The organism is Devosia neptuniae (assembly GCF_025452235.1).
Taxonomy (GTDB): Bacteria; Pseudomonadota; Alphaproteobacteria; order Rhizobiales; family Devosiaceae; genus Devosia.
Genome location: NZ_CP104965.1, coordinates 809,432 through 827,647 on the forward strand (window position 1 = coordinate 809,432; position 18,216 = coordinate 827,647).

Genomic DNA, 18,216 nt, shown 5'->3' on the forward strand with positions numbered 1-18,216 from the left:
AGTATGTTGGGGCCGCAGAACCCCCACCCTAGCCCTCCCCTCAAGGGGGAGGGGACTGGACCGTGGCTCCCCTAAGCCGCAGCCGTGCTGCTCTGCGTCCGCAGGGGGATGCAGAGCGGGCGGCCGTGGACGGGGTCGGTGATGACCATGGATTGCACGTCGAAAACGCGGGCGATGGTGGCTTCGGTCATCAATTCCTCGGGCGTGCCGGAGGCGGCGATGGCGCCGTCGCGCAGGAAGACCAAGCGGTCGGCATAGCGGGCGGCCAGGTTCAGATCGTGCAGGACGAGCACGACGGTGCGGCCGAAATCGGCATTGAGCTGACGCACGAGATCGAGGCAATCGAGCTGGTGCGCCATGTCGAGGTGATTGACCGGCTCATCGAGGCAGACCACATCGGTTTCCTGCGCCAGCACCATGGCGATCCAGACGCGCTGCAATTGACCGCCCGAGAGCGAACCGAGGCGGCGCTTGCGCAGATGATCGACGCCGGTGCCGGCCATGGCGCGATCGAGCGCCGCGGCATCGTCACCGCTCCAGGGCTGCATCATGGATTGATGCGGATAGCGGCCGAGGCGGACCAGCTCTTCCACCGTCATGTCGTCGGGCGCTGAGGGGCTTTGGGCGAGCAGCCCAATCTGGCGGGCCAGCATGCGGTCATTGAGGGTGGAAATATCTACATCGCCGAGCCGCACTTGGCCGCCGCTGGGCTTATGCAGGCGGCGGATGGCGCGGAGCAGCGTGGACTTGCCGCAGCCATTGGGGCCGGCGAGCACGGTGATCTTGCCCTTGGGGATGGGCAGGGACAAGGCGTTGAGCACGCTGATAGGGCCATAGGCCAGGCTGAGATTGTCGACCGAAATGCGGGTATCCATAGCGCTATCCGTCATGGCGTTGCCTGCCCATCAGCAAGAAGAGGAAATAGGGTGCGCCGATAACCGCAGTCACCGTGCCGGCGGGAACTTCGATGGGGGCAAAGGCCACCCGGACGATGAGATCGGCCGCGACCAGCATGATGGCGCCGAGCAGGAAGCTACCCACAAGACCGGCATAGACATTGCGGCCGACGAGGAGCCGCGCCAGGTGTGGCGCCATCAGGCCGATAAAGCCGACGCCGCCGACAAAGGCCACCGACACGGCGGTGAGCGCGGCGGCCAGCGCGAAGATCAGCACGCGAAAGAGCGGCAGATCGAGGCCGACGCCGCGGGCGGAGACTTCATCGAGATCGGCCGGGGGCAGCTTGCGGGCGGCGATGAGCGAGAGCAGCAGTAGCGGCAGCATGGCGAGGGCGGTGACCTGGATTTCGCTCCAGTTGATTTCGTTGACCGAGCCGGCAATCCAGCGCGCCGCCTGGCTGGTTCGATAGATGGGGCCGATCAGCATCATGACGATGGTGATGGCCTTGGCGACAGCGGCGATGGCAATGCCGAACAGCAGCAGGCGAATGGCCGAGGAGGCCTGACGGCCCGAGAGGATGAAGACCAGCGATATGGCGGCCAGCGCGCCCAGGGTCGCGGCGACCGGCTGGTAGGCGATGGAGGTGACCAGCGCATTGGATTCGTCGGACAGCAGGGCCAGGAAAATGACGACGCCCAAGGCTGCGCCATCGATGACGCCCAGCACGCCGGGGGAGGCCAGCGAATTGCGGGTGATTTTTTGCAGCAGGAAGCCTGCCGCCGCCATGCCGCCACCGGCAAGGGCCGCGATGACGACGCGCGGCAGGCGCAATTGCAGCACGATGAGGTTCTGGGTTTTCTCGCCGGCGCCGAGGATGACCCTGGTCACCTGATCGAGCGGAATCCAGGTGGAACCGAAGGCGACGCCGCTGAGCGCGAGCAGCACGAAGGCCAGCGCCATGAGGCCGAGCGCCGCCGGCGCGCGGGCCGGGGCGAGATTGGAGGTGAGGCCGCTCATGCTGCCCTCCGCTTGAGCAGGACCAGAAGGACCACGCCACCCACGACAGCGGTGATGGCGCCGACGGGGGCTTCGACCGGGTAGATGATGAAGCGCGCGGCGACATCGGCTAGCGTCGCATAGATGGCGCCGAGCAGGGCGGCGGCGGGAATTTGCCGGGCATGGCGCAGGCCGACAAGGCGGCGCGCGGCATGGGGCACGACGAGGCCGACAAAGGTGACGGGGCCGGCCATGGAAACAGCGGCGCCGGTGAGCAATGCGACCGACACGAAACTGCCGCCGCGCACCAGAGCCAGCGGTACGCCAAGGCTGGTGGCGGTGGAATCGTCGGCCTGCAGCGCATCCAGCGCCCGGTGCAGCAGCAACGCCAGTGCGGCGCCGATGAGGACGATGGGTGCGCCGGTCTGCGCCAGGGTCATGGGGCGATCGACGAAGGAACCCGAGAGCCAGAACAGCAATTGCTGCAGTTGCGCTTCATTGGTGGTGAGGATCATTTCGACGATGGAATGGCCAAGCCCGGCAATGGTGACGCCGATCAGCACGATGCGGATGGGCGACAGCCCCCCTGCCCCCGCCGCGATGGCAAAGACCAGAAAGCTGGTCAGCAGGGCGCCCAAAGCTGCCGACATGGAAAGCCCGAGCAGCGAGCCGACGCCAAAAGCGGTGCTGGCAACCACGACTGCCAGGGAGGCGCCGGCATTGAGGCCAAGCGTGTCGGGCGAGGCGATGCGGTTGCGCGACAGGGTCTGCACGATGACGCCGGCAATGGCGAGCGCGGCACCGACCAGTGGCGCGAGGACCGCGCGGGGCAGCCGCAGATTGGAGATGACCACAGCGGTTTCCGAGCCGTCAAAGGCGAACAGCGCCTGCCAGACCTGATCGAGCCCATAGAGCTTGAAGCCCAGCGTCAGGCTCATCAGCATGGCGGCGAGCAGGGCAATGATGAGCCCCACCCAGATTGCCGGAAACGGCAGGGCGGCGAGCACGGGACGGGAAGAGGCGTGGGCGAGGTCGGACAGGGGAAAAGACCAATAAGCTGATATTGACAGTCATACTAAATTCTGACTGTTTGCCCAGACCATTTTCTGATCCCTCATGTCAAGATTTAGGATTGTCATGTCCACTCTTCGCAACACATTCGCGGCGATGGCCTGCGCCGCCATTCTGGCACTGGCGCCGGGCGCCCTGGCCCGCGAAATCACCCACGCCATGGGCACAACCGAGGTGCCGGACAGTCCGCAGCGGATCGTTATCCTGACCAATGAAGGCACCGAAGCGCTGCTGGCCGTGGGCATCAAGCCCGTTGGGGCGGTGCAGTCCTGGGTGGGCAATCCCTGGTACGATCATATCGCTGATGACATGACCGATGTCACCGTGGTCGGCGAGGAATCGGCGATCAACCTCGAAGCCATTGCGGCGCTGCAGCCGGACCTGATCATCGGCAACAAGATGCGCCAGGAGAAGATCTACGATCAGCTCTCCGCGATTGCGCCGACCGTAATGTCCGAGCGCCTGCGCGGCGACTGGAAGGTCAATATGGCGCTTTACACCGAGGCGGCCGGCAAGGGCGAAGAGGGCAAGGCGGCGCTGGCGGCCTATGACGAGCGCATCGCCAAGATCGCCGCGGAGGCCGGTCCGCTGCTCGAGGAGAAAGTCTCGCTGGTGCGCTTCATGTCGGGCATGACCCGCATCTATTACAAGGACACTTTCGCCGGCCTGATCCTGAGTGAAATCGGCTTCAGGCGCCCTGCGTCGCAGGACAAGCCGGAATTTGCCGACGATGTGGGCAAGGAACGCATTCCCGATTTCGACGGCGATCGCCTGTTCTACTTCGTCTATGAAGTGGGCGATGGCGTTGCCGAGAAGGTGGCGGCGGAGTGGACCGCCGACCCGCTGTGGCAGAACCTGCCCGTGGTGAAAGCCGGCAGGGCCTATGCCGTTTCCGACACGATCTGGAATACGGCCGGTGGCGTCATCGCCGCCAACCTGCTGCTCGACGATGTCGAAAAACATTATGGGCTGGCCTCCACCCGCTAGAAATCCCTGGCCATCCGCGGCAAGCGGGTGGCCGTTTTTTATTCTATTTTGAGCTGATCCATGTTGAAGCACCTGTTCTCTGCCGGCCTGTTTGCGGCCCTGATGCTATCGAGCGCGCAGGCGCGGGAAATTACCCACGCCATGGGCGTGACCGAAGTGCCCGACCAGCCGCAGCGCGTGGTGATCCTGACCAATGAAGGCACCGAGGCATTGCTGCATCTGGGCGTGGTGCCGGTCGGGGCGGCGCAGAGCTGGGACGTTGACCCGTTTTACGACCATCTGGTGCCACTGCTGGGTGACGCGGTTTCGCTGGGCACCGAGACGGCGATTAATCTTGAACTGGTCGCCTCGCTCGAACCCGACCTGATCATCGGCACCAAGGTGCGCCAGGAAAAAATATATGAGCAGCTTTCGGCCATTGCACCGACGGTGATGTCGGAAACGATCGGGGAAAGCTGGCTCAAGAATTATCAATTCTATGGCGAGGTGCTGGGCCTGGGCGACAAGGCGGCGGCAAATGTCGCGGCGCTGGAAGTGCGCGCCAAGGAACTGGCGGCAGCCATTGGCGATGGTGTGAATGAAGAAATTTCGCTGGTGCGCTTCTCGCCGTCGCGCACGCGGCTTTATTTCCGCGGCAGCTTCCCCGGCGTTGTGCTGGATCTTGTCGGATTCAAGCGCCCGCCGGCGCAGGATCACACCGAGACCTTCACTGAGGTGCAGAAGGAACGCATCCCCGAAATGGCGGGCGATCGCATTTTCTACTTCTCCTCGGACAACGACAATAGTGAAGACAAGGCCAATATGGACGAGTGGCTGGCCGATCCGCTCTGGCTCAACCTTGAGGCGGTGAAGGCGGGCAAGGCGCAGCGCGTGGGCGAATTGGCGTGGAATGCCGGCGGCGGCATTTATTGCGCCTATATGATGCTGGACGATCTGGCCGATATCTATGGCGTGACCCTGCCGCCGCTTGGCCAGTAAATGGTTCGCCTGTTCTGCACCGATCTGGCCATTGCCAAAGGCGAACCCCAGGAGGGTATGGGGGCGCTAGCCGAGCGGCATTTGTTCATCCGCTGGCCCAAGGGCAAATGGCGGCGGCCGCGCTATATGGCCGCCGACATGAGCGAGGCGCTGCAAGGCGCCATGAAGGCGAGCATGGGCCATGGCCGCTATGTCGGGCTGGTCGATAGCGGAGACGGGACGGAGCTGGAGCTGCTGTCGTTTCCCGATGGACGGCGCTATGTGCCGGCCGATCAGGCGGAAGCGGCCGCGCTGGTTATCGCATGGGGCGAGGGGCAGGCGTTGCCGGGGGACGTGTTCGAGCGGCAGGTGATCTTGTGCTGCACGGACGCCAAGACCGATGCCTGCTGCGCGCGCTATGGTTTTCCGGTCTATAAGGCCCTGGCGGCGAGCACCGATGCGTTCGATGTGCTGCAATGCACCCATATCGGGGGGTGCCATTTTGCGCCCTCGGTGATCGTCATGCCCAATCGGGACCGCTATGGGCGGCTGACGCCGGCCGATGTGCCGGCCTTTCTCGATGCCCTGTCACGCGGGCAATATTTCCTCCCCGCCTTCAAGGGGCGCAATGGGTTGGATGAAGCACGGCAGACTGCCGAGATTGCGGCGATGCGCTGGGCCGAGGGGCATGGCTATGCCCAGGCCCAAGTGCAGTTGGATGAAACGGCCGATATTTCGGTCGATGACATGGATGTGCGGTTTAGTGTTGCGGGCATTGCGCTCAGCGTGGCGCTGACGCGGACGCAGTTCGACGTGCAGGGCAATTGCCGCGATATCGAAGCCGAGGCGTTCAAGCCGGTGGGGCGCTGGACCGTGAGCGGCGTCTCCGCCCGCTAATCTTGCGACTATTACGCAGCGGGCAAATCGCATTATAGTTGCCTCATCGAAACGATCAGGCCGCCTGTATCAAGGCAGGTGCTGACATTGTTGTTTGCCGAGAGGAGGGTCCGGCGACGCGTCAGGCCGCAAGCTTGCCGACCGCTATTTCTGATCAGCCGATTTTTTGCCAACAGGCCAGCCATTGCACTGACGAGCCGGCCCATAAACCAGACGGTGTCCAGCCATGACCGCTCCCGCCGCCAAGCCCGAATGGGCACAGAGCAAACACGACAAAGCCAATGCAGCGCGGATCGCGGCCGGTGAGAAACCGCGCCGCCGCCGCTGGCCATGGATCCTGCTGGCGCTCGTGGTGCTGGCGATAGTCGCCTTCATCGCGTTCAACATGCTGCAGCCGCCGCCCGAAGCGCCGGTGGAAACCGCTGCTGCCGAGACGGTGATGCAGGTCACCACATCCGAGGTCACCAGTGTGGCGCCGCAGACCCTGGCGCAGCAGGTCAAGGTCACCGGCTCGCTGGGACCGCAGCGGCAGACGCAGGTGGCCTCACAGGTTTCGGCGCGCGCCGTGGCCGTGATGGCGCGGCCGGGCGATGCGGTTAACGAGGGCGATGTGCTGGTGCAGCTCGATACCGAAAGCCTGCGCATCCAGCTCGACCAGCAGACCAGCACGGCGGCGGCTACGCGGGCCCAACTGGTGCTGGCCGAAAGCCAACTCTTGCGGACCACCGATCTGATCGAGCGCGGCTTAACCGCTTCGTCGGGGCTGGAACAGGCGCAATCGAGCGTTGATGCCCTGCGCGCCAATCTTGCGGCGCTCGAGGGTCAGGTGGAAGCGGCGCGCATTGGCGTGCAGAACGCCACCATCAAGGCACCGATGACCGGCATCGTTTCGGAACGCAGTGTCGAGCCGGGTCAGATGGTGGCGCAGGGCACGGCCGTTTTCACCATCGTCGATCTCACCACGATCGAGCTGACGGCAGCAGCGCCGGTCAGTGCCGGGGCATTGGTCAAGCCCGGGCAGAGCGTCGCCGTATCGGTGGAAGGCATTGCCAATCGCACCTTCGAGGGCAAGGTGGAGCGGGTCAATCCGGTGGCTGCCGCCGGCACGCGGACAATCCCGGTCTATATCACGCTGGACAATGCCGACGGGGTGCTGCGCGGCGGCATGTTCGCAGTCGGCCAGATCACGGTAGTCGAACAGCCCGATGCGCTGGCGCTGCCCAGCGGGGCAGTGCGCGAGGATGCCGAGGGCTTTTATGTGCTCAAGGTGGAGGGGGACAGTGTTGTTCGCCAGGGCGTGGAAAAGGGCAGCGAGTGGAGCGCGGGACGACTGATCGAGATCACTTCGGGGATCAGCGCCGGCGACATCATTGTCACGGCCGTGCTGACCCAGCTGGAGCCGGGCGATCGCATCGAGATGGTGGAGAACTGATCCATGTTCCTCACCCGTATCAGCGTCAATCACCCGGTCTTTGCCACCATGATCATGGTGGCCATGCTGGTGTTCGGCATCTACTCCTATCAGCGGCTGCCGATCGAGCAATTGCCCAATATCGACTTCCCCGTGGTCGCCGTGGTGGTCAGCTATCCCGGCGCCTCGCCGGAGGCGGTGGAAAACGACATCGTCAAGCCGATCGAAGAGGCGGTGAATACGATTGGCGGACTGGATAATATCCAGTCCACTTCGCAGTCCGGCCAGGCCATGGTGCTCATCTTTTTTGATATGAGCGTCAATTCGCAGGCCGCGGCGCAGGATGTGCGCGACCGGCTGGCGACTGTCGAGGCGGGTTTCCCCGACAATGCGGGCGATGCCCAGGTGTTGCGCTTCGATCCGGCCGAATTGCCGGTGATTTCGGTGGCGGTCAGCTCGCAAACGCTGTCGCCGCGCGACCTGACGGCGTTGACCGAGGATGTGATCGTCGCCCGGCTGTCCAATATTTCCGGGGTCGGCCGCGCCACCGTGGTGGGCGGAGTGCCGCGCCAGCTCAATGTGCTGGTCGATCCGGACAAGCTCAACGCGTTCAATGTGGGCGTGAGCCAAGTCATCCAGGCGCTGGATCAGGAAAACCAGAACCTGCCGGCGGGCTCGCTGACCCAGGGCAACCAGGTGCAGTCGATCCAGGTCGAGGGCCGGATCGAGCAGGCCAATGATTTCCTCGACATCATCGTGGCGCGCCAGGGCGGCCAGGCGGTCTATCTGCGTGACGTGGCAACCATCGAGGATGGCCAGGCCGACATTACCAGCATGGCGCTGCTCAATGGCCAGCCGGCTCTGGCCATCGATGTGGTCAAGACGCAGGGCGCCAATACGGTCGGCGTGGCCGAGGATGTGCGCGCGGCGATCGCCCGCATGCAGGCCGATGAATTGCCGGACGATGTGCGGCTCGAAATCGTGCGGGACAATGCCGTGCCGGTGGAAGATTCCTTCCATGCGGTGCAGAACATGCTGATCGAAGGCGCGGTGCTGGCCGTGTTCATCGTCTTCCTGTTCCTCAATTCGTGGCGCTCCACCGTCATCACGGGGCTGACGCTGCCGATCTCGATCATCGGGGCGATGATCGTGCTGTATTTCCTGGGCTTCACGCTCAACATGATGACGCTGATGGCGCTGTCGCTGGCGGTCGGCATTCTGATCGACGATGCCATCGTGGTGCGCGAGAACATCATGCGGCACCTGCATATGGGCAAGTCGCACCGGCAGGCGGCGCTCGATGGCACCAATGAAATTGGCCTCGCCGTGCTGGCGACCACGCTGTCGATCGTCGCGGTGTTCCTGCCGGTCGCCTTTATGGAAGGGATTTTGGGGCGCTTCTTCCTGCAGTTCGGCGTCACCGTTTCGGTGGCCGTGCTGATCTCGCTGTTCGTCGCCTTCACACTCGATCCGATGATGAGCAGTGTCTGGTACGATCCGGCTGCCCATCCCGATGCCAAGCGTGGCCCTATCGGCCGGGCGGTGGCGCAGTTCGATCGCTTCTTCCAGTGGATCGGGGAAGGCTATCGGGGCGTGCTGCGCTGGTGCCTCAAATTCCGCAAGACGACGCTAGCCATTGCGGTCGCTTCGTTTATCGGCACGTTCTTCCTGTTTCCGCTGGTGGGCGTCGAATTCGTGCCGGCGACGGATAATGGCGAATTCCAGGTCGATATCGAAACGCCGACGGGCTCGTCCATCGACTACACGGCCAGCAAGGTCCGCCAGATCGACGCGACGCTCAAGCGCTTCCCGGAAGTTGCGGGCACCTATGCCACGATCAATGCGGGCACGACGACGGGCGACAACAAGGCGACCATTGTCGTGACCATGGTCGAAAAGGCCGAGCGCAGCCGCAGTCCGGTGCAGATGACCGAGCCGGTTCGTCTGGCGCTGCAGCAAATCCCCGGTGTGGAGACCAGTGTGGGTGCCGCAGGCGGGTTGGGCGGCGGGGTTTCGGCGCCCATTTCGATAATCATGTATGGCGACAATTTTACCGTGCTCGACCAATTGGCGCGGCAATTGATGGCCAAGCTCGAGGCGATCGACGGGCTGATCGACGTCAAATCCAGCCTCGACGATGCCCAGCCGGTGCTGGGCGTGCGGATCGAACGGGACCGGGCCAGCGATCTTGGCGTCAACCTGCAACAGATCGGCGCGACGCTCGGGCCCATGCTGGGTGGGGAGGAAGTGACCGACTGGACCGCGCCCAATGGCGACAATTATACCGTGACCGTGCGGCTGCCCGAATGGGCGCGTGACGATGTCGAGACGCTGGGTTCGCTCCCCATCACCCAGAGCGGGGCCACCGGCTCCAATGCCATGGTGCGGCTCGACCAGGTGGCGCAGATCGTGCAATCGGAAGGGCCAGGGGAAATCCTGCGGCGGGACCTGTCGCGGCAGGTCAGCGTCACGGCCAACCTGTCCGGGGTGGAACTGGGCTCGGTGACGGCGGCGCTGCAGGCGGCGGTGGATAGTGTCGAAATGCCGGTGGGCTACCGCACCTCGATGGGCGGTGACGTGGAGGAACTGAACGAGACGGCGGGGGCCGCCGGATCGGCGCTGCTGCTGGCGGTGATCTTCATCTATCTGGTGCTGGCCAGCCAGTTCGGCAGCTTCCTGCAGCCCATTGCCATCATGGTGTCGTTGCCGCTGGCGTTGATCGGGGTGATGCTGGGGCTATTGGTGGGCGGCTCGACGCTCAACATGTTCTCGGCCATCGGCTTCATCATGCTGATGGGCCTCGTGGTCAAGAACGCCATCCTGCTGGTCGACAATGCCAACCAGCATGTGCGCGAAGGCTGGAACCTCTATGAGGCGCTGGTCGAGGCGGGGGCCACCCGTTTCCGGCCGATCATCATGACGACGCTGGCGATGATCTTCGGCATGCTGCCGCTGGCGCTGAGCCTGCATGAAGGCAGCGGGCAGAATGCGCCCATGGCACATGCGGTGATCGGGGGGCTGCTGAGCTCGACGGCGCTGACGCTGGTCGTGGTGCCGGTGATGCTGACCTATATCGACAGCTTCAGCCACTTTACCCGCCGGTTCCTGCCCAAGGCGCCGGATGATGCGGAAGCCAAGCACGCACCTGCGGAGTAATGGCTAGCCGTCGTCGCGCCCGAAACGTGACGGCGGCACCGCGCCCGTCCCCTCCTCGCGGTCGCGATAGAGGGCGGCGCGGGCCAGGAGCATCAGCGTTACCGGGGTGGTGACCGAGACGAAAATGAAGATCAGCACTTCATGCACCGACAGGCGCTGGCCGGTGATGGTGAAATAGAGCACCGAGCCGAGCAGGATGAACCCCGTGCCGAGACTGGTGCCCAAAGTGGGTGCGTGCACGCGTTCGTAAAAGCTGGAAAACCGCGCGAGGCCAATGGCGCCCACCAGGGTCAGGAAGGCGCCGGCCAATACGCAGATACCGACCAGAATGGCCAGCCAGAGCGGCAGATCGTCGGGGATCATTCGATCACCTCGCCACGCATGAGGAATTTGGCCAGCGCCACGGTGCCGACAAAGCCGAGCAGGGAAATGATCAGCGCGACCTCGAAATAGACCGAGGTGCCATAGCGAATGCCGAAGACGACCAGCAGCAGCATGGCGTTCACATAGAGCGCGTCGAGACTGACAATGCGGTCCTGGGCGCGGGGGCCCTTGATGACCCGGTAGATGGTGGCGACCATGGCCAGAGCCAGCATGACCTGGGCCGTCGTCAATGTCCAAAACAGGATGGCAGCGCTCATTGGAAAATCTCCAGCAGCAGCGCCTCGTAGCGGTGCTTGATGGTGTCGATCCATTCCTGCTCGTCGATCAGGTCGAGCACATGCACCAAAACGGTGCTGCCGACCGGATCATATTCCAGCCAGGCGCTGCCGGGCGTTGCCGTGACGATGCAGGACAGCACGGCGAGACCGCTTTTGTCCTTGAGCTCGAGCGGCAACAGCAGGAAACCGGATTTATGCTCGTCGCGCCGGCCGCGCAGGATGATCCCGGCAACCGCCAGATTGGACCGGGCGACATCGGCCAGCACCAGAACGATCAGCTTGACGATCTTGCCGGGGCGGCGGATTTTGGGGCGCTCAGGTTGCAATGCCGCCATGGCGTGGGTGGCGCCGAAGGCTATGAGGCCGCCGAGCAGGATGTGGCCGAGGCCGAGCGATTGCTGCAGCAGCAGCCACATCAGCAGCAGGCCAACAAAGAGCAGCGGATAGGGCAGAACGCGTTTCATGGCTTGGCCCCTAGGTCGACCACGACTGGAGCGCCCAGCACATCGGCGATATAGCCGGCGGGGGCATGGAGGGCATTCGCGGCGGCTTCGAGATAGGTCATGATCGGGCCGGCCAGCACGACCATGACGACGCAGAGGCCGAGCAGGACAACGACCGGCAAAATTTCGATGACGCGCACGGCGGCCGGGCCTTCCGCGACCGTAGCCCAGAAGGTGTTGATACCGGTGCGGGTGAGGGCGATCAGTGCGGCAAAGCCGGAGAAGATCAGGAGGCCCGCCAGCCACCAGGCCGAGGCGGAAATCTCGTTGACCGTCGCCAGTCCCTGCGGATTGAACATGGGCGAGATCATCGCGAATTTGGCAATGAAGCCCGAGAGCGGCGGCAGGCCCGAGAGGACCAGGGCGCAGACGGCAAAGCTGATGCCGAGCACGGCAAGTGCGCCGGGAATGACGACGCCGACCTCCTGCTCTTCGTCTTCCTCGTCATCGTCACCATAGGCTTCCATGGTGACGGCCAGAATATCGGCGCCTTCGACGCGGATGCGTTCGAGCAGCTCAACGAGGAGGAACAGCGCCGAGATCGCCAGGGTCGAGCTGACCAGATAGAACAACGCGCCGCTGACCACCCCGGCATTGCCGAAGCCGATGGCGGCGAGCAGCGTGCCGGAAGACATCAGCACGAGATTGCCCGAGAGGCGCGCGGTGGACTGGGCGGCGAGGGCGCCGATGGCGCCATAGGCGATGGTGGCCATGCCGCCATAGAGCAGGAAAGCGTGTCCGAAGCCGGCCGAAACGCCGGCCTGATCCCCGAAGACCAGGAGGGACAGCCGTAGCACCGCATAGATGCCGACCTTGGTCATGATGGCAAACAGCGCCGCGACCGGAGCGCTGGCCGCGGCATAGGTATTGGGCAACCAGAAGCCGAGCGGCCACATGCCGGCCTTGACCAGGAAGGCAATGCCCAGAATGCCGGCACCGGCTTCGAGCAGGCCGCGATCGGCATCGGCCACGTGGGCCACGCGGGCGGCGATGTCGGCCATGTTGAGCGTGCCGGTGACGCCGTAAATCAAAGCCGCGCCGATCAGGAACAGCGAGGAGGCGGCCAGATTGATGGCGATATAGTGCAGGCCGGCGCGAACGCGGGCCGAACCCGAACCGTGCAAGGCGAGGCCATAGGAGGCGGCCAGCAGCACTTCGAAGAACACGAAGAGATTGAACAGATCGCCGGTGAGGAAGGCGCCGCACAGGCCCATGAGCAGGAATTGGAACAGAGTATGGAAGCTGGGGCCGACGGCATGCCAGCGGGCCAGCGAGAAGGCCAGAGCGCAAAGGCCCAGAATGGCGGTCAGCAATACCAACAGCGCCGAGAGCCGGTCGGCCACGAGCACGATGCCGAAGGGCACCGGCCAATTGCCCAGCGGATAGGTGGCGTTGCCGACCCCGCCCGCCTGCCCGGCTTCGGCGGCGTGACGCACCAGCAGGATGGCGAGGATCAGCAGCAGCACAGTGGAGGCGAAGTTGATCGCGGCTTTGACCGGGCGCAGCCGGTCATCGATGAACAGCAGGATGGCCCCGGTCGCCAGCGGCAACAGGATGGGCAGGATGACGAGGTGGTCGAGCAGAAAATGCATCAGCGTTCCCGCCCATCGACATGGTCGGTGCCGGTAAAGCCGCGCGCGGCCAAGAGCACGACGAGGAAGAGCGCCGTCATGGCAAAGCCGATGACGATGGCGGTGAGCACCAGGGCCTGGGGCACCGGGTCGGTGTAATTGGCAGGGTCGACCAACCCGCCCTCGACCACGGGCGCTGCATCAATACGGAGGCGGCCCATGCCGAAGATGAAGAGATTGACCGCATAGGAAATCAGCGACAGTCCCACAATGACCTGGAAGGTCCGGGGGCGCAGCAGCAGCCACACCCCGCAAGTGGTGAGCACGCCGATGGCGATGGCCAGGATCAATTCCATCAGCGGACCTCCTCCGGCTTGGGCGGCGCTTCCTCGCGCACCACGGCCGGCCGCCGCGAGACGCGGGGAGCGCGGACCGATTGGTGGGCGAGCGCGATCAGGATGAGGACGGTGGCACCGACGACGAGGGTAAAGACCCCCAGATCAAAGATCAGCGCGGAGGCCATGGGCACCCGGCCGATAAAGGGGATTTCGGCATATTGGAAGGCCGTGGTCATGAAGGGATAACCGAACAGCCAGGAGCCCAGGCCCGTGGCCAGCGCGATCAGCAGGCCCATGCCGATCCAGCGGATGGGCAGGATCCGCAGGCGTTCTTCCACCCAGCGGGTGCCGCCGGCCATATATTGCAGGATGAAGCCGATGGACATGATGATCCCCGCGGCGAAGCCGCCGCCGGGCTGGTCATGGCCGCGCATGAAGATATGCAGCGCCAGCACGATGATGACCGGGAACAGCCATTGCATGATGACGGCGGGGATCATCAGATATTCGTTGATCGTGTCGCCGGAATTGCGATCGGGACGCTGATCGTCGAAGGCGTTCTGGATGCGTTGCTGCTCGGGCTTTTCGATGGAATCGGAAGCCGGACGGAAGCGGCGCAAGAGGGCGAAGACGGTGAGCGCCACAATGCCGAGCACGGTGATTTCGCCAAAGGTGTCGAAGCCGCGGAAATCCACCAGCATGACATTGACCACATTGGTGCCGCCGCCGAGCTTGTAGGAATTTTCGAGGAAGAAGTCGCCAATCCCCTGCCCTGCGGGCCGCGTCATGATGGCATAGGACATCAGCGCCATGCCGCAACCGGCCACGATGGCGAGGCCCAGATCTCGGATGCGGCGGAAGCGGGCCTTGCGCGAGAGCGTATCGTCGCTGTCGAACTCGACGCGCTTGGGCAGCCAGCGCAGACCGAGCAGGATCAGCACCGTGGTGACGATCTCGACCAGCAATTGGGTGACCGCCAGATCGGGCGCGGAGAACCAGACAAAGGTGATGCAGGTGACCAGCCCCGCGCCACCCAGCAACACCAGCGCCACCAGACGGTGGAACTTGGCCTGATAGGTCGCGGCAATGGCGCAGACAATGCCCACGCCCCAGACCAGCGCGAAAGCCGGATCGAACGGGGTGGGCGGCAGGGCCAATTGCCCGACGCCGGCGGACAGGGGAATGGCGGCAGCGATGACGGCCAGGGCCACCAGCAGAGCCAGTTGCGGCTGCAGGCGGCGCGTGCCGAGAAGTTTTTCCAGTGCCTTGGCCCATTTCCAGGAAATGGTGACCAGCACGCGCTCGAAAATGCGCTGCCCCTTGAGATTGCGGATCAGCGGGGGGCCTTCAATGCCGCGCGCCAGATATTTGTAGAGCGCCAGATACAGCAGCACGCCGCCGACCAGGGCGATGGCGCTCATGGCGAGCGGGATGTTGAATCCGTGCCAGATCGATAGGCTGTAATAAGGTGTGTCGGGGCCGACCACCGAGACTACGGCTGCGGCGAGGAATGGCGCGATGGTGATGCCAGGAATGATGCCGACCAAGAGGCAAAGCAGGACCAGGATTTCGATGGGCCGGCGCATCAATGCGGGCGGCTCATGCGGCACGCGATCAAGCCCCGTCGGGGCGGGGCCGAAGAATACGCCATGCACGAAGCGCAGCGAATAGACGACGCTGAACATGCCCGCGATGGTGGCGCCGATCGGCAGGGCCAGATTGACGAAGGGATTGGCGTCGCGCAGGGCCGTTTCGGTGAAGAACATTTCCTTGGAGAGGAACCCGTTCAGCAGCGGCACGCCGGCCATGGCGGCGCTGGCAACCATGGCCAGGGTCGCCGTGAACGGCATGAAGCGGAAGAGGCCGCTGAGCTTTCTGATGTCTCGCGTGCCGGTCTCATGGTCGATAATGCCGGCGGCCATGAACAGCGAGGCCTTGAAGGTAGCGTGATTGGCGATGTGGAAGATCGCGGCCACGGCGGCCAACGGACTGCTCATGCCCAAAAGCGTCGTGATCAGGCCCAGATGGCTGATGGTCGAATAGGCGAGCAGGCCTTTGAGATCGGTCTGGAAGATGGCGATATAGGCGCCCAGCATCAGCGTGGTGAGGCCGGCAAAGGTGACGATCCAGAACCAGGCATCGGTGCCCGCCATGACCGGCCAGAAGCGGACCAGGAGGAATACGCCGGCCTTCACCATGGTGGCCGAGTGCAGATAGGCCGAAACCGGGGTGGGCGCTGCCATGGCGTGGGGCAGCCAGAACTGGAAGGGGAATTGGGCGCTTTTGGTCAGGGCGCCCAGCAGCACCAGCAGCAGAGCCGGCACATAGAGCGGGTGCGATTTGATGAGATCGCCCGAGGCCAGCACGACATCGAGATCGTAGCTGCCCACGATATGGCCGATGATCAGCATGCCCAGCAATAGGCCCAGCCCACCCAGCCCGGTGACGGTCAGCGCCATGCGGGCGCCGTCACGGGCCTGAACCAGGTGAAACCAATAGCCGATCAGCAGGAACGAGGTGATGCTGGTGAGTTCCCAGAACACCACGAGCTGCACGAGATTTCCCGACAGCACCACGCCCAGCATCGAGCCCATGAAGGCGAGGAAAAACGCGAAGAAGCGCGGCACCGGGTCCTTGGGGGACATGTAATAGCGCGCATAGAGCACGACCAGGAGCCCGACGCCGGTGATCAGCAGGCAGAACAGCCAGGCAAAGCCATCGATGCGGAAGATGAGATTAAGGCCAAGCTCGGGAATCCAGGAGATTTCCTGGCGCAGCACGCCGCCATCGGTGACCTGGGGATACAGCCAGATGGTAACGGCGAGGCCAAATATAGCGACAGCGGCGGAGAGCCAGGCTTCGGCATTGCGCGCAGATTGCGGCAACAGGGCCGCCACAAGGCTGGCAATGAAGGGCACAACAACAATTGCGATCAGGAATATCGAAGACGCCATTGTCGCGTGGCACACTCATGAAAAAGGTGGATGGGACGGCTCCGGGCCGCAGGTTCTTGTTTCGCCTATGAATCTACTGCCGCGCAACTCCCAAATTTGTCGCGGCCGGTTTTTCTTTTGTGCGGCGCGGCGCCATAAGATCGGGGCAAGATTGCGCTTACCTTGCAATGCACCGGCTGGCGGCGCATAATCGGGGACGTTTTCAGCCATCATTGGCGACCTGATGCTGCCGGCATGCCGGTTGTTTAGCGATCCTTAAAACTTGCGAACGTTCTCGACCCCGCAGTGCATCTTGCCGCGGGGAACCTGCCGGGCATTCCGGCGCGGCCCTTGGCAAAGCGCCATGGACCAGCCGATCGTCACACAACAGCGCTGCGGGTAGCCGCACGGCACCCATTGGAGTCCAAGCCGACATGCACAAATTCAAGATCGGTGAGGTCCTCGACCTTCTGCCCAGCCATGGCAGCAGCTCGCGCCGGGCCGGGGAATGCAAGATCGTCGCCCTACTGCCCTTTGAAGGCCACGTCGTGCAGTACAAGGTGCAGGCCAAGACCGAGAGCCATCTGCGCATCGTCAGCGAGAGCGATTTGCGGCCGACCCAGTAGGCCTCAGGACCAGTCGGTATTCGGCTGATGCTGGCCTGCAGAAAATGCAGATATACGGGATATTAAGCCCAATCATCCGATAGTGGCCCTCGGGCCGGTTTAAGCGCGCCCATATTGAACTGGGCGGGCTTGGCCTTGCCGCGTTTTGCGACATGGCAGGCCAGCCGCGACGATTGCGCCGCGGGCGATTGCTAAAATTGCGCGCGGGGATTTGGGGAAATGCAATTCATTTGAGGGCTAGCTGACAAGCGCGTTGCGGGGCATCGGCCAAAATCCTGCTCACACATGCGCATCGCGACCCCTCGGGTGAGTTTCTGAGAGTGAGTTACTGATCGAATGCGCCTCATTATCGGCATCGTTATCGTCATCGGCAGCGTGCTGGGTGGATTTGCAGCCATTGGCGGCCACATGGCCGTGCTGTTTCAACCATTCGAATTCGTGATCATTCTGGGCGCGGCCATCGGCGCCTTCATCATCGGCAATACCGGGCCGGTGCTGAAGCAGACGCTGGGCTCGCTCGGCACCCTGTTCAAGGGCGCCCGCTATAACAAGGCGGCCTATGTGGAGCTGCTGGGCATGCAGTTCACCCTGTTCAAGCTGATCCAGGCCAAGGGCGTGCTCGCTATCGAGCAGCATATCGAAAATCCGCGTGAATCGACGCTGTTCAACCGCTTCCCCACCTTTGCCGGCAATCACCACGCGGTGGAATTCGTCTGCGACTACATGCGCATGGTGACCCTGGGCACCAACAACGTGCATGAAATGGAAGCCTTGATGGATGAGGAACTCGAGACCCATCATCAGGAGCGCCACCGGGTGGTCGGGGCCGTGCAGGCGCTGGCCGACGGCACGCCGGCATTGGGCATCGTTGCGGCCGTTTTGGGTGTGATCCACACCATGGGCGCGATCAGCGAGCCGCCTGAAGTGCTGGGCCATATGATTGGCGGCGCCCTGGTGGGCACGTTCTTTGGCGTGTTCGTGGCCTATGGGTTTTTTGCACCCTTCGCCCAATCGCTGCGCAATATCTATGAATCGGAAGACAAGTATTTCTTGTCGCTCAAGACGGGGCTGCTGGCCCATGTCGCCGGCAATCCACCGGTGATGGCGATCGAATTTGCCCGCAAGATGCTGATGTCGGAAAATCGGCCGACCTTTGCCGAAGTGGATGCCGCAACGGCCGCCCTACCGGCGGCGATCTAGGCGGAGACATA

General features: G+C 63.6%; 16 protein-coding genes. 7 read left to right on the plus strand and 9 right to left on the minus strand.

The window, feature by feature from the left end; genetic code table 11:
• Nucleotides 1-71: 71 nt before the first annotated feature.
• Genes N8A98_RS06430 through N8A98_RS06440 form a run of 3 tightly spaced genes read right to left on the minus strand, consistent with a single transcriptional unit; the run spans nt 72 to nt 2,867 of the window.
• Nucleotides 72-875 carry an ABC transporter ATP-binding protein gene (locus N8A98_RS06430; protein ID WP_262170052.1) on the minus strand — a complete coding sequence of 268 codons (804 nt, stop codon included), beginning with the start codon at nt 873-875 and terminating at the stop codon, nt 72-74.
• A gap of 4 nt (nt 876-879) precedes the next feature.
• Nucleotides 880-1,914 carry a FecCD family ABC transporter permease gene (locus N8A98_RS06435; protein ID WP_262170053.1) on the minus strand — a complete coding sequence of 345 codons (1,035 nt, stop codon included), beginning with the start codon at nt 1,912-1,914 and terminating at the stop codon, nt 880-882.
• A complete protein-coding gene (locus N8A98_RS06440) occupies nt 1,911-2,867 on the minus strand; it encodes a FecCD family ABC transporter permease (protein WP_262170055.1) in 957 nt (318 codons plus the stop codon). Before N8A98_RS06440 ends, N8A98_RS06435 begins: the two co-directional genes overlap by 4 nt.
• 163 nt (nt 2,868-3,030) lie before the next feature.
• Between N8A98_RS06440 and N8A98_RS06445 the strand changes: the two genes are divergently transcribed.
• The 5 genes from N8A98_RS06445 (at nt 3,031) to N8A98_RS06465 (ending at nt 10,372) form a co-directional block, all read left to right on the plus strand.
• Entirely contained in the window at nt 3,031-3,951 is a 921-nt protein-coding gene (locus N8A98_RS06445) for an ABC transporter substrate-binding protein (protein WP_262170056.1), read from the plus strand.
• Nucleotides 3,952-4,011: 60 nt separating this feature from the next.
• Entirely contained in the window at nt 4,012-4,929 is a 918-nt protein-coding gene (locus tag N8A98_RS06450; protein WP_262170058.1) for an ABC transporter substrate-binding protein, read from the plus strand.
• On the plus strand, nt 4,930-5,805 hold the full coding sequence (locus tag N8A98_RS06455) for a sucrase ferredoxin (protein WP_262170060.1): 876 nt from the start codon (nt 4,930-4,932) through the stop codon (nt 5,803-5,805). It abuts the gene before it with no gap.
• Between the two features lie 226 nt (nt 5,806-6,031).
• Nucleotides 6,032-7,237, plus strand: a complete 1,206-nt coding sequence (locus N8A98_RS06460; protein WP_262170062.1) for an efflux RND transporter periplasmic adaptor subunit — start codon at nt 6,032-6,034, stop codon at nt 7,235-7,237.
• A gap of 3 nt (nt 7,238-7,240) precedes the next feature.
• Nucleotides 7,241-10,372, plus strand: a complete 3,132-nt coding sequence (locus tag N8A98_RS06465; RefSeq protein WP_113121369.1) for an efflux RND transporter permease subunit — start codon at nt 7,241-7,243, stop codon at nt 10,370-10,372.
• A 3-nt stretch (nt 10,373-10,375) separates the two neighbouring features.
• Here the strand turns inward: N8A98_RS06465 and mnhG are convergent, their stop codons facing one another.
• From mnhG to N8A98_RS06495, 6 genes are read right to left on the minus strand one after another with little or no spacing between them, the layout of a single operon-like run.
• Entirely contained in the window at nt 10,376-10,735 is a 360-nt protein-coding gene (gene mnhG, locus N8A98_RS06470) for a monovalent cation/H(+) antiporter subunit G (RefSeq protein ID WP_113121370.1), read from the minus strand.
• On the minus strand, nt 10,732-11,013 hold the full coding sequence (locus N8A98_RS06475; protein ID WP_262170065.1) for a K+/H+ antiporter subunit F: 282 nt from the start codon (nt 11,011-11,013) through the stop codon (nt 10,732-10,734). Before N8A98_RS06475 ends, mnhG begins: the two co-directional genes overlap by 4 nt.
• Nucleotides 11,010-11,498 (minus strand): Na+/H+ antiporter subunit E, encoded by a 489-nt coding sequence (locus tag N8A98_RS06480; RefSeq protein WP_262170067.1) that lies wholly within the window; start codon nt 11,496-11,498, stop codon nt 11,010-11,012. Before N8A98_RS06480 ends, N8A98_RS06475 begins: the two co-directional genes overlap by 4 nt.
• On the minus strand, nt 11,495-13,129 hold the full coding sequence (locus N8A98_RS06485) for a monovalent cation/H+ antiporter subunit D (RefSeq protein WP_262170069.1): 1,635 nt from the start codon (nt 13,127-13,129) through the stop codon (nt 11,495-11,497). The genes N8A98_RS06480 and N8A98_RS06485 overlap by 4 nt, the downstream gene beginning before the upstream one ends.
• Nucleotides 13,129-13,464 (minus strand): Na+/H+ antiporter subunit C, encoded by a 336-nt coding sequence (locus N8A98_RS06490; RefSeq protein WP_262170071.1) that lies wholly within the window; start codon nt 13,462-13,464, stop codon nt 13,129-13,131. The genes N8A98_RS06485 and N8A98_RS06490 overlap by 1 nt, the downstream gene beginning before the upstream one ends.
• The gene (locus N8A98_RS06495) at nt 13,464-16,400 is read right to left on the minus strand and encodes a monovalent cation/H+ antiporter subunit A (protein WP_262170073.1); all 2,937 of its coding nucleotides are present in this window, start codon (nt 16,398-16,400) and stop codon (nt 13,464-13,466) included. The genes N8A98_RS06490 and N8A98_RS06495 overlap by 1 nt, the downstream gene beginning before the upstream one ends.
• Nucleotides 16,401-16,813: 413 nt before the next feature.
• Between N8A98_RS06495 and N8A98_RS06500 the strand changes: the two genes are divergently transcribed.
• Both N8A98_RS06500 and motA read left to right on the plus strand, forming a co-directional pair.
• Nucleotides 16,814-17,005 carry a hypothetical protein gene (locus N8A98_RS06500; protein ID WP_262170075.1) on the plus strand — a complete coding sequence of 64 codons (192 nt, stop codon included), beginning with the start codon at nt 16,814-16,816 and terminating at the stop codon, nt 17,003-17,005.
• 336 nt (nt 17,006-17,341) lie between these two features.
• Complete coding sequence (gene motA / locus N8A98_RS06505; RefSeq protein WP_113121375.1) at nt 17,342-18,205, plus strand: flagellar motor stator protein MotA; 864 nt, start codon at nt 17,342-17,344, stop codon at nt 18,203-18,205.
• The last annotated feature ends 11 nt before the right edge of the window (nt 18,206-18,216 follow it).